This window comes from Stutzerimonas degradans, from assembly GCF_024448505.1.
GTDB lineage: Bacteria > Pseudomonadota > Gammaproteobacteria > Pseudomonadales > Pseudomonadaceae > Stutzerimonas > Stutzerimonas degradans.
Window position 1 is genome coordinate 89,911 of the sequence record NZ_JAMOHV010000005.1, and the last position, 12,741, is coordinate 102,651.

The following is a 12,741-nucleotide window of genomic DNA, read 5'->3' on the forward strand; positions in this document are numbered from 1 at the left end:
CTGTTGAATCCTGTCAGCCGCGTCGGCGGCTGGGCAGGATTTCGCGCAGCTTGGCGTGCATCCCGAGTATGGCTTTCTCGGTGGTCTCCCAGTCGATGCAGGCATCGGTGACCGAGACGCCGTAGGTCAGTTCCGCCAGATCCTTGGGGATCGGCTGATTACCCCAGCCCAGGTGGCTCTCCACCATCAGGCCGACGATCGAAGCGTTGCCTTCCAGAATCTGGTTGGCGACGTTGTCCATCACCAGTGGCTGCAGTGCCGGATCCTTGTTGGAGTTGGCGTGGCTGCAGTCGATCATGATGTTCGGGCGGATGCCGGCCTTGGTCAGCTCCTGCTCGCAAACCGTCACGCTGACCGAATCGTAGTTGGGCTTGCCGTTGCCGCCACGTAGCACGACGTGCCCATAGTTGTTGCCCTTGGTGGTAACGATGGATACGCCACCGGCCTGGTTGATGCCGAGGAAACGATGCGGGCTGGAAACCGACTGCAGGGCGTTGATCGCGACGGTCAGGCTGCCGTCGGTGCCGTTCTTGAAACCGACCGCCGATGACAGGCCGGACGCCATTTCACGGTGGGTCTGCGACTCGGTGGTGCGTGCGCCGATGGCCGACCAGCTGATCAGGTCCTGCAGGTACTGCGGAGAGATGGGGTCCAGCGCCTCGGTGGCCGTCGGCAGGCCCATTTCCGCGAGATCGAGCAGCAGCTTGCGGCCGATATGCAAGCCATCCTGGATCTTGAACGAGTCATCCATGTAAGGATCGTTGATCAGACCTTTCCAGCCCACCGTGGTGCGCGGCTTCTCGAAATACACCCGCATGATCAGGAACAGGCTGTCGGACACCTTCTCGGCAAGCACCTTGAGACGTTCGGCGTATTCGTGCGCGGCCTTCAGGTCATGAATCGAGCAGGGGCCGACCACGAGAAACAGGCGATGGTCCTTCCCGTCGAGGATATCCCGCACGACCTGGCGCCCATGGGCGACGGTGCGCAAGGCGGAGTCGGTCAGGGGAAGTTCCTGCTTGAGCTGTTCCGGGGTGATCAGGGTGACGTTAGAGGCGACGTTAAGGTCGTTGATGGGTAAATCGGCCATGTGTTACTCGTCAGGTCTCGGGTGCCGTCCGCCAGCCATCCCGGTGCGGCGGAGCAGGCATGGGGCGCAGCGGGGGAGACGGAACCTTAGCGCTAAACATGCAGGCTCGACAACGACATTCAGTGCCGCCGCCGATGCGCCAGGAGTTGGCCGGTTGGCGCCGCTGGCGGCAGCAGGGCGGCGCTGTGCCGCTCCGTCGCCGGCTGTTATCGTGCCGCATCGCCTTCTTTATATCGGAGTTCCTGGATGTCTGAATCTCGCCCGCGCATTGCAATCATTGGTACCGGCGCCATCGGTGGCTACTACGGCATGCAGTTGGCACTGGCCGGGCACGACGTGCATTTCCTGCTGCGCAGCGAGTACGAGGCGGTGCGTGAGCGCGGCTTGCGGGTGAACAGCGCGGTGTTCGGCAGCCAGCATCTGGCGAATGTGCAGGCTTATCGCAGCGCCGATCAGATGCCGGCCTGTGATTGGCTGTTCGTCGCGACCAAGAGCACCGCCACGACGGCTCTGCTGCCCGCCATCGCGCAGGTCGCGGCGCCTGGGGCGAAAGTAGTGCTGTTGCAGAACGGCCTGGCAGTCGAAGACGAGATCCGCCCATTGCTGCCGGCCGGAGTGCATCTGCTGGGCGGGCTGTGCGCCATTTATGCCCATCGCAGCGCGCCCGGTGTGGTCGAGCATCAGGCGCTGGGTAGCATCAACCTCGGTTATCACTCAGGGCCGGCCGATAGTGACGAGGCGCGCCAGGCCGTGCTCGCTGCGGGTGTCGCGATGCTCAAGGCGGCCGGTGTGGGGTCGGTCGCCATGTCCAGCCTGGAGCAGGCGCGCTGGATCAAGCTGGTCTGGAACGTACCGTTCAACGGTCTCTCGGTGCTGCTCAATGCCGGCACGGCGGCGCTGCTGGCGGATGTCGACAGCCGTGCGCTGATCCGCTCGATCATGGATGAAGTGGTTGCTGCGGCAGTGGCCTGTGGCTTCACCTTGCCGTCCGGCCTGGCGGACAAGTTGATCGAAGGCACCGCGCAGCTGCCGGACTATCTGCCGAGCATGTATCACGATCATGCGCATCGGCGACCGTTGGAATTGACGGCTCTTTATGCCGCGCCGCTGGCCGCAGCCGAGCAGGCCAGCTGTGCCATGCCGCGCACGCAGGCGCTGTACCGGGCATTGTCGTTCCTTGCGCGCTATGCGACGGATCGTCGCTGACGGCCTTCCGTCGCGCAGGCTTCGCGTGCAAAAACATTCAGGGGCAGGCGCTGGCCCCCGGCTGACGCGGCTCCGCGGCGCCTTCGGGCTGCTAAGCTCAACGTGAAGCCGTGTTTTCTGTAAGGGCTTGCGCGACGAAGGTCGCGCAGTAGAAAGTCGCGGATAGATATATCATCCAATAAAAAAATGCTAATTCGGTTATAAGAATGGCGGATCAGCATCCAGCGTGGCGTCTTTGTCTTTGAGGGTTATCTATGAAGCTCCAGCAACTGCGTTACATCTGGGAAGTGGCGCACCATGACCTCAATGTTTCGGCGACTGCACAAAGCCTGTTCACTTCACAACCTGGTATCAGCAAACAGATTCGCCTGCTCGAAGACGAGTTGGGCGTCGAGGTTTTCGCCCGTAGTGGCAAGCACCTGACCCGAGTCACGCCCGCTGGCGAGCGCATCATTACCACGGCTGGCGAAATTCTGCGCAAATGTGAAAGCATCAAGCAGATCGCGCAGGAGTTCTCCAACGAAAAGAAGGGCACGCTGAGCATCGCTACCACGCACACCCAGGCGCGCTATGCCCTGCCGAGGGTCATTAGCACGTTCATCAAGCAGTACCCGGATGTGTCGCTGCACATGCATCAGGGGTCGCCCACGCAAATTGCCGAGATGGCCGCGGACGGGACTGTCGATTTCGCCATCGCTACCGAAGGTCTGGAGCTGTTCGGCGACCTGATCATGATGCCGTGCTACCGCTGGAATCGCTGCGTGATCGTTCCGCAGGGGCACCCCCTGGCCAAGCTGGAGAAACTCACCCTCGAAGCGCTGGCCGAACATCCGATCGTCACCTACGTATTCGGCTTCACTGGTCGCTCCAAGCTCGACGAGGCCTTCAGCCATCATGGCCTGTCGCCCAAAGTGGTGTTCACCGCGGCGGATGCCGACGTGATCAAGACCTACGTCCGACTGGGACTGGGGGTAGGGATCGTCGCGCGGATGGCGGTCGACGCCAGACTCGACGCCGACCTGGTGGTGCTCGACGCCAGCGAGCTGTTCGAATCCAGCGTGACCAAGATCGGCTTTCGCCGCGGCACGTTCCTGCGTGGATTCATGTGCGACTTCATCGAGCAGTTCGCCCCGCATCTCGATCGGACGATGCTCGACAAGGCCATTCAGTGCCGCAACAAGGTCGAGCTGGATGAGCTGTTCGAGGGCGTGGAACTGCCCGTCTACTAGTTGGTAGGAGTGCGCTGAGGCAGGCGGCGCACGCGCCGCCTTGCCGCGTTATTGCTTGGCGATGAGATTGCCGGCGTGCAGCCCGCATTCCTTGTGGGTGGCTTCTTCCCACCACCAGCGGCCTTCCCGTTCGTGCTGATTCGGCAGCACCGGCCGAGTGCACGGCTCGCAGCCGATGCTGATGAATCCGCGCTCATGCAGGCTGTTATAGGGGATTTCCAGCATGCGGATATAGCCCCAGACTTCCTCACTGGTCATCTGCGCCAACGGGTTGAACTTGTACAGCGTGCGCTCCGTGGTCGAGAAGGTGCTGTCGATTTCCAGCACGGCGACCTGGCTGCGTGTGCCGGGGCTCTGGTCGCGCCGCTGGCCGGTCGCCCAGGCTCGCACTCCGGCGAGCTTGCGCCGCAGCGGCTCGATCTTGCGGATGCCACAGCATTCGCTGTGACCGTCACGATAGAAGCTGAACAGTCCCTTTTCCTTTACCAGCGGCTCGAGCAGTGCAGGGTCCGGCGACATGATCTCGATGGCGATCCCGTAGTGATCGCGGACCTGTTCGATGAAGCGATAGGTTTCGCTATGCAGGCGCCCGGTATCCAGACTGAATACTTTGACGTTCTTGTTGAGTTTCCAAGCCATGTCAACCAGCACCACGTCCTCGGCGCCGCTGAAGGAAATCCACAGCTCGTCGCCGAACAAGTCGAAGGCGAGCTTGAGAATGTCCTGGGGCGATTTGGTGGCATAGGCGGCGGCCAGTTCGGCGACGTCGATAGATGGGCTCATCGGGCGGCTTTCCTTTGATCGGCGCTGGGCGCTCTGTGGCGGCGGATGGTAGCAAAGAGCAGTTATGTCACTAAATAACCTTTGTTCGCATATATAGTGCGTTTCGGCTATAAGCGCCGCGTTGCGCCGCCTCTGCGTTGCCGATAGAGTGCCGCCTTTCTTTTCTACATGAATGAGGAGTGGCCCTTGGAAATAGCCTGTCTCGACCTGGAGGGCGTACTGGTTCCGGAGATCTGGATTGCCTTTGCAGAGGCCACCGGAATCGAGTCGCTGCGGGCGACCACGCGGGACATTCCCGACTATGACGTGCTGATGAAGCAGCGTCTGCGCATTCTCGACGAGCACGGCCTCAAGCTCTCGGACATTCAGCAGGTAATCGCCACACTCAAGCCGCTCGAAGGTGCAGTGGAGTTCGTCGACTGGCTGCGCGAGCGTTTCCAGGTGGTGATCCTGTCGGACACCTTCTACGAGTTCTCGCAGCCGCTGATGCGTCAACTGGGCTTCCCGACGCTGCTGTGCCACCGCCTGATCACCGATGACACCGACCGCGTGGTGGATTATCAGCTGCGCCAGAAGGACCCCAAGCGTCAGTCGGTCATCGCGCTGAAGAGCCTGTATTACCGGGTGATCGCAGCCGGCGATTCCTACAACGACACCACCATGCTCAGCGAAGCGCATGCGGGCATCCTGTTCCACGCGCCGGACAACGTGATCGCCGAGTTCCCGCAATTCCCGGCGGTACATAGCTACGCCGATCTGAAACAAGAGTTCCTCAAGGCCTCGAATCGCAAACTGGTGCTCTGACAGCCGTTCCGACTCGGCGACCGGCTCCGGCCGGTCGCTTCCAGCCTAGTGCTACAGCCCCTCCAGGGTTTCCAGCAGCACCTTCACCTTGTCAATCGACTCCTGATATTCCGCCTCCCATTGCGAATCGGCGACGATGCCGCCGCCACCCCAGCAGCATGCCTGGCCGTTGCGCAGCGACAGGGTGCGGATGGTGATCGAGCTGTCCATCCTTCCGCGTACATCCACATACAGCAGCGAGCCGCAGTAGATCGAGCGGCGGGTTGGCTCCAGCTCGTCGATGATTTGCATCGCGCGGATCTTCGGGGCGCCGGTGATCGAGCCACCCGGAAAGCTGCCGGCCAACAGGTCGAAGGCATCCTTGCCGGCGGCCAGCGTGCCGCGCACGGCGCTGACCAAATGATGCACGTTGGGGTAACTTTCCAGCGCGAACAGTTCGGGCACATGCACGCTGCCGATCTCGCAGCTGCGACCCAGGTCGTTGCGCAGCAGGTCGACGATCATCAGGTTCTCGGCACGGTCCTTTTCGCTGGCGAGCAGCTCCTCGGCCAGCGCCAGGTCCGCGGCCGGATCCGCCTGACGGCGACGTGTGCCCTTGATCGGACGGGTTTCCACCGTGCCGTCGCTCAGCTGCAGAAACCGCTCCGGGGACAGGCTGGCGATGGCGCCATCTTCCAGTGCGACAAACCCGGCGAACGGGGTGGGGCAGGCCGCGCGCAATGCGCGATAGGCAAGCCAGGGGTCGCCCTGGTAGGCGGCGCGAAAGCGTTGCGTGAAGTTCACCTGATAACAGTCGCCGGCGCGGATGTAGTCCTGGATGCGCTCGAAGGCACAGCGATAGCGCTCTCTGTCGAGATCACCACCAAATCGCGACCGCAGGTTGAATGGCTGGGCACTCGGTGCAGCGGCAGGCTGCTGGAACAGGCTCAGCAAGCGCGCGTGCTCAGCCTGCGCGAGGGCGGGGTGGAACAGCAGGTGCGCCGTGCGCCGCTGGTGGTCATTGATCAAGGCCCAGGCATAGAGCCCGAAGCGCGCGACCGGCAGAGCGAGATCGTCCACCGCCGTTTGCGGCAGTTCTTCCAGGCGGGTACCGAAGTCGTAAGCAAGCAGGCCGATCAGGCCGCAAAGGAACGGCAGCTCGTAAGCGTCGGGAGCGTCCGCCGGGCCGAGGCTGGCCAGCGCCAGACGCAGGCGCTGGAAGAACGCCACACCGCCTTCATCGGCCGCCGGGGTGAGAATCTGCTCCGGCCAGGCGCTGATGATGTCGTAGCGGCCACGCGTCGCCTGTGGCCGGCCGGAATCCAGCAGTACCGCGCCGGGGGCGTCGTGAATGCGTTCAAACCAGTGACCGGGATCGGCGTGATAGGGCAGCGGGTGGAGCGTGCAGATGGGCATGGCGGTCGTCTTGGCGAGTCGGGCCCGGCCACGAAGGCCGGGCGACTCGATGTGCGGCGTCAGCTGTGGGCCGGAACGTGGCCGAACAGCTCCTGGGAGAATTTGACGCGCTCTTCCGGGGTTTCCTGAATGCCCTTCTCCTTGAGTTCGGCCAGTCGGGTTTCCACGGCGTGCGCCCGGTGGGTCAGGCCGCAGTCATTGGCGATCTGGATGTTCAGGCCGGGACGTGCGTTGAGTTCCAGAATCAACGGGCCCTTGTCGACATCCAGCACCATGTCGACGCCGATATAGCCCAGCCCGCACAGCTCGTAACAGCCGGCGGCCAGCTTCATGAAACCGTCCCAGTTGGGCAGCTGCACGCCGTCCACAGCATTGCCGGTGTCCGGGTGCTTGGTGATCTTGTTGTTCAGCCAGGTTCCACGCAGCGTGATGCCGGTTGCCAGGTCGACCCCTACACCGATAGCGCCCTGGTGCAGGTTCGCCTTGCCGCCGGACTGGCGAGTCGGCAGGCGCAGCATGGCCATGATCGGATAACCCATCAGCACGATGATGCGGATGTCCGGCACCCCTTCGTAGCTGATGCTCTTGAAGATCGGGTCGGGTGTGACGCGGTATTCGATCAGTGCGCGGTCGCGGTGGCCGCCGAGGGAGTAAAGGCCGGTGAGGATGTTGGAAATCTGATGCTCGATCTCGTCGTGGCTAAGCATCTTCCCCGACACGGTTTTGTAGCGACCCTCGAAACGGTCGGCGATCACCAGGATGCCGTCACCGCCGGCACCTTGCGCGGGCTTGACGACGAAATCGTGGTGGTCGCGGACGATGTCCTTGAGCTTCTCGATGTCCTTCTCGGTCTCGATCACCCCGTACATTTCCGGCACGTGGATGCCCGCCTCGATGGCGCGCTGCTTGGTGATGATCTTGTCGTCGACGATCGGGTACAGGTGCCGCTTGTTGTACTTGAGCACGTAGTCCGCATTGCGCCGGTTGATGCCCATGATGCCTTTGGCTTCAAGGGCCTTCCACGTCTTGATCAGGCCGAACATGGTCTTAGTCCTTGAGGAAGGCTTTGAAACGGAACAGTTCGGTCAGGCGGTAGCCGCGGTAGCGCCCCATCGCCAGCATGAAGCCCACCATGATCAGCAGCACCGCCGGGAAGGTGAAGATGAAGTAGGTCAGCTGCGGAATGCTCATGAGCAGGTGCGCCAGGGTCGCGGCCACCAGGGTGCCGATGGCGACCTTGAAGGCGTGGGTACCGCCGCGTTCTTCCCAGGTGATCGACAGGCGTTCGATGGTCATGGTCAGAATCACCATCGGGAACAGCGCCACCGACAGCCCGCGCTCCAGACCGAGCTTGTGGCTGAACAGGCTGATGACCGCGATCAGCACCACGACAAAGGTCAGCACCACCGACAGGCGCGGCAGCATCTGCAACTTGAGGTGTTCCAGATAGGAGCGCAGCGACAGCCCGAGTGCGGTGATTACGGTGAACAGCGCAATGCCGAAGCCCAACTGCGTCTCGCGGAAGGCCAGGGCGATAAGCACTGGCGTGAAGGTGCCGAGTGTCTGCAGACCACCGAGGTTGCGCAGGATCAGGATCACCAGCACTCCGATCGGAATCATGATCATGATCTGATAGGTCTGCTGGGTCTGCAGCGGCAGGCCGTAGAGCGAGTATTCGAGGAAGTCGGCGTCGGTGTTCTCGTCGGTCAGCTTGGCCAGGCGAATCGCGTTCATCTCACTGTTGTTCAGCGTGAACGAGACCTGCGGGTTGCGTCCGCCTTCGAGGTTGATCAGCGGCTGGTCGCCGGTCCACCAGACCAGGCGGTCTTTCGGCAGACCCTGTTCGCCGGTTTCCGGGTTGAAGTACAGCCATTTGTCACCGTTGAAGCTGCGCAGCCAGAGTTCCGGCGTCTGCTGCTGTTCGGCCAGCAGGCGCACGGTGTGGACGCGCTCCATCGGTACGTGCGCGATGGACAGTAGCAGTTCGATCACATGCGCCTTGTTGGCAGGCGAGGCGTCGCCGCCGAGCAGCAGTTTGACGTTGTCGTCCTCGACGTTGTTGGCGCGCTTGATCGCTTCGCTGATGAACGTCTCGACGTCGGCCGAGTGCTGGCGGATGGGCGACAGCAACGCTTCGGCGGCGATCTTCTCGGCGCCTTCGACCGGAATGCTGTCACGGAAGATCGGTCCGGTGACCTTCGGTTGCTCGCCGCTATAGCGCTTGGTCAGAACCAGCCGGTAATAGAGCGTCTGCTTGCCGCTGGCGCGGCGTGCCGACCAGGTGACACGGCGGTTGCCGTCGGCGCGGTTGATGCTGACGCCGTAGTTGTTGGAGATGAAGCTCTCGTTAAGGCTGACGAACTCCTGGTTCAGCGGCGGCACGAACATCTGGAGTTTCACCGGCTCGCGTGGGCTGGCAAGGAATTCGACCTTGGCGTCGATATTCCACAGGTCGTCGGTTTCATCCTCGGTCACCGGGATGCCGAGAACGAAGATCTGGTACGCCGTAATGGATATGCCCAGGGCGACGAGCACAAAGATCAGGACTTTCAGATGCAGGGTCAGTGCGCGCATGGGTATTACTCGTCAGCGTCGGTTTTGTTGGTGCAGCCGGGCTTGCCGGCGACGTAGGTACGGCTTGGGTCGACCAGGGCGCCGAAGCGGGTAAGCGCGTCGGAGCCAATCAAAAGCGGGTATTGGAAAGCGCTGCGGTCGGTCAGGTTCACTTCTATGCTGCGTTTGGTCTTGCCCATGCACAGATCGAGTTCGATGACCGGGCGGGCCGTGTAAGTCTTGTCTTCCTGTGGATCGAAATCGCCGGCGCGGCGCTTGATCTTACTGATGCGTGCCAGCGGTCGCTCGATCGGGTGCGCATGTGCGCTGTCGACGGCCAGATAGAAGCGCACCCAGGTTTCGCCGTTGCGCTTGAAACGGGAAATGTCGCGCGCACTCAGCGAGGCGGTCTGCGCACCGGTATCCAGTTTGGCCGACAACTCGAGGTTGAACTCCGGGATCGCGATGTGCTCGTTCAGACCATAGATGGTTTTCTCGGCGCCGTGGCCAATACCGGGAACGAGCAGCAGGCAGAGTGATAGGGCGTAGGCGTTGACTCTCATATATCCCGAGTACGTTTAAAAGGAAGACAGGGAGGACGAGGACTGGCTGAGCGCAGCGCCTCGCAGCGAGGCGGGGTGCCGCGGCGCGCCGCGAAGGGCTCGCATTCTAGCATGGCGATTTGGGGGTCGCGACAAGTGGTCATAACCTGTCAGCCACGCGTGTTCGCAAGAGCGGGGCGGCATTCGACTTTAGTTCGATTGTTGACAATCCATGGGTTCGAGGATTGACCGACGCGTGTTGCTGGCGTAATTTTCCCTGAGCCTTAACTTCAAGTGTCGACAATATGCAGGATTCGTTAGATGCACCCGCCGGTGCTCAGGTCGATAGTGGAACGCTCTCCGAGCATGTTTTCCGTCATATCCAGGCGGCAATCGTGAAAGGGGAGATCGCTCCGGGCAGCAAGATCTCCGAGCCGGAGCTGGCGCGTACCTATGGCATCAGCCGTGGCCCGCTGCGTGAAGCGATGCATCGGCTGGAAGGGCAGAAGCTGCTAGTTCGCGTGCCGCATGTGGGCGCCCGGGTGGTTTCTCTCAGCCATGCCGAGCTGATCGAACTCTACGAGATCCGCGAATCGCTCGAAGGCATGGCCTGCCGCCTGGCCGCCGAACGCATGAGCGAGGCCGAGATCGACGAGCTGCGCCGGGTGCTGGGTACTCATGAGCGCGACGAGGCGTTCCAGGCCGGCGTCGGCTACTACCAGCAGGAAGGCGATTTCGATTTCCATTACCGGATCATCCAGGGCAGTGGCAATCGCACCCTGGCCAAGCTGCTGTGCGACGAGCTTTATCAGCTGGTGCGCATGTACCGCATCCAGTTCTCCACCACGCCGAACCGGCCGCATCAGGCGTTCGCCGAACATCACCGTATCCTCGATGCCATCGCCGACCGCGATGGCGAACTGGCGGAGCTGCTGATGCGCCGCCATATCGCCGCTTCCAAGCGCAATGTCGAGCGCCACTTCCGTGGCGCTTCGCAACAACCACATGAAAGGGGTAATGCATGACTCTTACTACTGCCGGTCAGCGTTTCCGTGACGCCGTGGCCAGTGAGCATCCGCTGCAGGTCGTCGGTGCGATCAACGCCAACCATGCGCTGCTGGCCAAGCGCGCGGGCTTCAAGGCCATCTACCTGTCCGGCGGTGGCGTTGCGGCCGGCTCGCTGGGACTGCCGGACCTCGGCATCACCGGTCTGGACGATGTGCTCACCGATGTGCGCCGCATCACCGATGTCTGCGATCTGCCGCTGCTGGTGGACGTGGACACCGGCTTCGGCAGCTCGGCGTTCAACGTTGCGCGTACCGTCAAGTCGATGATCAAGTTCGGCGCCGCGGCGATTCACATCGAGGACCAGGTCGGCGCCAAGCGCTGCGGCCATCGCCCGAACAAGGAAATCGTGTCTCAGCAGGAAATGGTCGACCGTATCAAGGCCGCCGTCGATGCGCGTACCGACGATAGCTTCGTGATCATGGCGCGTACCGACGCGCTGGCCGTCGAGGGCCTGAACTCGGCACTGGATCGCGCGGCTGCCTGCATCGAGGCCGGTGCCGACATGATCTTCCCCGAGGCGATCACCGAGCTGGCGATGTACAAGACCTTCGCCGACCGCGTGAAGGCGCCGATTCTGGCCAACATCACCGAATTCGGTGCCACCCCGCTGTATACCACCGAGGAGCTGGCCAGCGTCGACGTGTCGCTGGTGCTCTACCCGCTGTCGGCGTTCCGTGCGATGAACAAGGCGGCGGAGAATGTCTACACCGCGCTGCGTCGCGACGGCACGCAGAAGAATGTGATCGACACCATGCAGACCCGCATGGAGCTTTACGATCGCATCAACTACCACGCGTTCGAGCAGCACCTCGACGCGCTGTTCGCGCAGAAAAAGAGCTGAGTCTGCGGCTCCGCGTGCTTCGACGGAGCCTTCGACTGACGTGATTGAGCGGTATCCAGAACAAATCCAAGAAGGAGATAGCAATGGCTGAAGCAAAAGTACTGAGTGGAGCAGGGCTGCGCGGTCAGATCGCCGGCCAGACATCCCTGTCCACCGTCGGCAAGGAAGGCGCCGGTCTGACCTATCGCGGCTACGATGTCCGCGATCTGGCCGACCAGGTGCAATTCGAGGAAGTGGCTTACCTGCTTCTGTACGGCGAGCTGCCGAACAAGGCGCAGCTGCAGGCTTATGTGACCAAGCTCAAGGGCCAGCGCGACCTGCCGCAGGCGCTCAAGGAAGTGCTCGAGCGTATTCCGGCCAATGCGCACCCGATGGACGTGATGCGCACTGGCTGCTCCATGCTCGGCAACCTGGAGCCGGAGGAGAGTTTCGAGCAGCAGCGCGACAAGGCTGACCGCCTGCTCGCGGCATTCCCGGCGATCATGGTCTATTGGTACCGCTTCAGTCATGAGGGCGTACGCATCGATTGCACCACCGACGAGGACACCCTGGGCGGTCATTTCCTCGCGCTGCTGCACGGCAAGAAGCCGAGCGAGCTGCACGTGAAGGTGATGAACGTCTCGCTGATCCTCTACGCCGAGCACGAGTTCAACGCCTCGACCTTCACTGCTCGGGTGTGCGCATCCACGTTGTCCGACATCTTCTCGTGCGTCACCGGCGCCATCGGTTCGCTGCGTGGTCCGCTGCATGGCGGTGCCAACGAGGCGGCGATGGACATGATCGAGCGCTGGAAGTCGCCGGAAGAAGCTCGTGCCGGCATCCTCGGCATGCTGGAGCGCAAGGACAAGATCATGGGCTTCGGCCACGCGATCTACAGCGTTTCCGATCCGCGCAACGAGGTCATCAAGGTCTGGGCCAAGCAGCTCGCCGAGGAAGTGGGCGACACCGTGCTGTACCCGGTTTCCGTCGCTGTCGACGAAACCATGTGGGAGCAGAAGAAGCTGTTCCCCAACGCCGACTTCTATCACGCGTCGGCGTACCACTTCATGGGTATCCCGACCAAGCTGTTCACCCCGATCTTCGTCTGTTCGCGAGTGACCGGCTGGACTGCCCATGTGTTCGAGCAGCGCGCCAACAATCGCATCATCCGCCCGAGTGCCGAATACGTCGGCGTCGAGCAGCGCAAGGTGGTGCCGCTCGCTCAGCGTTGAGAGCGCGGAGGGGCGCCTT

At 62.3% G+C, this 12,741-nt stretch carries 12 protein-coding genes; 6 read left to right on the forward strand and 6 right to left on the reverse strand.

Translation table 11 applies throughout. The features are described from left to right. Positions 1 to 13: 13 nt before the first annotated feature. Complete coding sequence (locus NAV27_RS09105; protein ID WP_102829282.1) at positions 14 to 1,090, reverse strand: 3-deoxy-7-phosphoheptulonate synthase; 1,077 nt, start codon at positions 1,088 to 1,090, stop codon at positions 14 to 16. Positions 1,091 to 1,336: 246 nt separating this feature from the next. On the opposite strand from NAV27_RS09105, the gene NAV27_RS09110 reads away from it, so the two are divergent. Both NAV27_RS09110 and cysB read left to right on the forward strand, forming a co-directional pair. After that, the gene (locus NAV27_RS09110) at positions 1,337 to 2,296 is read left to right on the forward strand and encodes a putative 2-dehydropantoate 2-reductase (RefSeq protein ID WP_102829281.1); all 960 of its coding nucleotides are present in this window, start codon (positions 1,337 to 1,339) and stop codon (positions 2,294 to 2,296) included. A gap of 254 nt (positions 2,297 to 2,550) precedes the next feature. Further along, the gene (cysB, locus tag NAV27_RS09115) at positions 2,551 to 3,525 is read left to right on the forward strand and encodes an HTH-type transcriptional regulator CysB (protein ID WP_008570207.1); all 975 of its coding nucleotides are present in this window, start codon (positions 2,551 to 2,553) and stop codon (positions 3,523 to 3,525) included. Positions 3,526 to 3,573: 48 nt separating this feature from the next. Here cysB and NAV27_RS09120 read toward each other — a convergent pair whose 3' ends face one another. Continuing rightward, on the reverse strand, positions 3,574 to 4,611 hold the full coding sequence (locus NAV27_RS09120; protein ID WP_256055299.1) for a phosphoadenylyl-sulfate reductase: 1,038 nt from the start codon (positions 4,609 to 4,611) through the stop codon (positions 3,574 to 3,576). Between NAV27_RS09120 and thrH the strand changes: the two genes are divergently transcribed. After that, positions 4,495 to 5,112, forward strand: coding sequence for a bifunctional phosphoserine phosphatase/homoserine phosphotransferase ThrH (thrH, locus tag NAV27_RS09125; protein ID WP_102829279.1), 618 nt, complete (start codon positions 4,495 to 4,497; stop codon positions 5,110 to 5,112). The two genes, NAV27_RS09120 and thrH, sit on opposite strands and share 117 nt — an antisense overlap. 51 nt (positions 5,113 to 5,163) lie before the next feature. On the opposite strand, the gene pabB is transcribed toward thrH, so the two are convergent. The 4 genes from pabB to rloA are packed head-to-tail and all read right to left on the reverse strand — an operon-like array spanning position 5,164 to position 9,623. After that, a complete protein-coding gene (pabB, locus tag NAV27_RS09130) occupies positions 5,164 to 6,507 on the reverse strand; it encodes an aminodeoxychorismate synthase component I (RefSeq protein ID WP_102829278.1) in 1,344 nt (447 codons plus the stop codon). A gap of 59 nt (positions 6,508 to 6,566) precedes the next feature. Further along, on the reverse strand, positions 6,567 to 7,550 hold the full coding sequence (locus NAV27_RS09135; protein ID WP_008570201.1) for an alpha-L-glutamate ligase-like protein: 984 nt from the start codon (positions 7,548 to 7,550) through the stop codon (positions 6,567 to 6,569). 4 nt (positions 7,551 to 7,554) lie between these two features. After that, positions 7,555 to 9,081, reverse strand: coding sequence for an osmotic stress tolerance membrane protein RloB (gene rloB / locus NAV27_RS09140; protein ID WP_043297104.1), 1,527 nt, complete (start codon positions 9,079 to 9,081; stop codon positions 7,555 to 7,557). Between the two features lie 5 nt (positions 9,082 to 9,086). Further along, the gene (gene rloA, locus NAV27_RS09145) at positions 9,087 to 9,623 is read right to left on the reverse strand and encodes a retropepsin-like aspartic peptidase RloA (RefSeq protein ID WP_008570199.1); all 537 of its coding nucleotides are present in this window, start codon (positions 9,621 to 9,623) and stop codon (positions 9,087 to 9,089) included. A 284-nt stretch (positions 9,624 to 9,907) separates the two neighbouring features. Here rloA and NAV27_RS09150 point away from each other — a divergent pair, with 284 nt between their 5' ends. The 3 genes from NAV27_RS09150 to prpC all read left to right on the forward strand — a co-directional run bounded on the left by NAV27_RS09150 (position 9,908) and on the right by prpC (position 12,722). Then, complete coding sequence (locus NAV27_RS09150) at positions 9,908 to 10,627, forward strand: GntR family transcriptional regulator (RefSeq protein WP_102829277.1); 720 nt, start codon at positions 9,908 to 9,910, stop codon at positions 10,625 to 10,627. Next, positions 10,624 to 11,511, forward strand: coding sequence for a methylisocitrate lyase (gene prpB / locus NAV27_RS09155; RefSeq protein WP_043297102.1), 888 nt, complete (start codon positions 10,624 to 10,626; stop codon positions 11,509 to 11,511). Before NAV27_RS09150 ends, prpB begins: the two co-directional genes overlap by 4 nt. An 83-nt stretch (positions 11,512 to 11,594) precedes the next feature. Beyond that, positions 11,595 to 12,722, forward strand: a complete 1,128-nt coding sequence (prpC, locus tag NAV27_RS09160) for a bifunctional 2-methylcitrate synthase/citrate synthase (RefSeq protein ID WP_054093198.1) — start codon at positions 11,595 to 11,597, stop codon at positions 12,720 to 12,722. Positions 12,723 to 12,741: the final 19 nt, after the last annotated feature.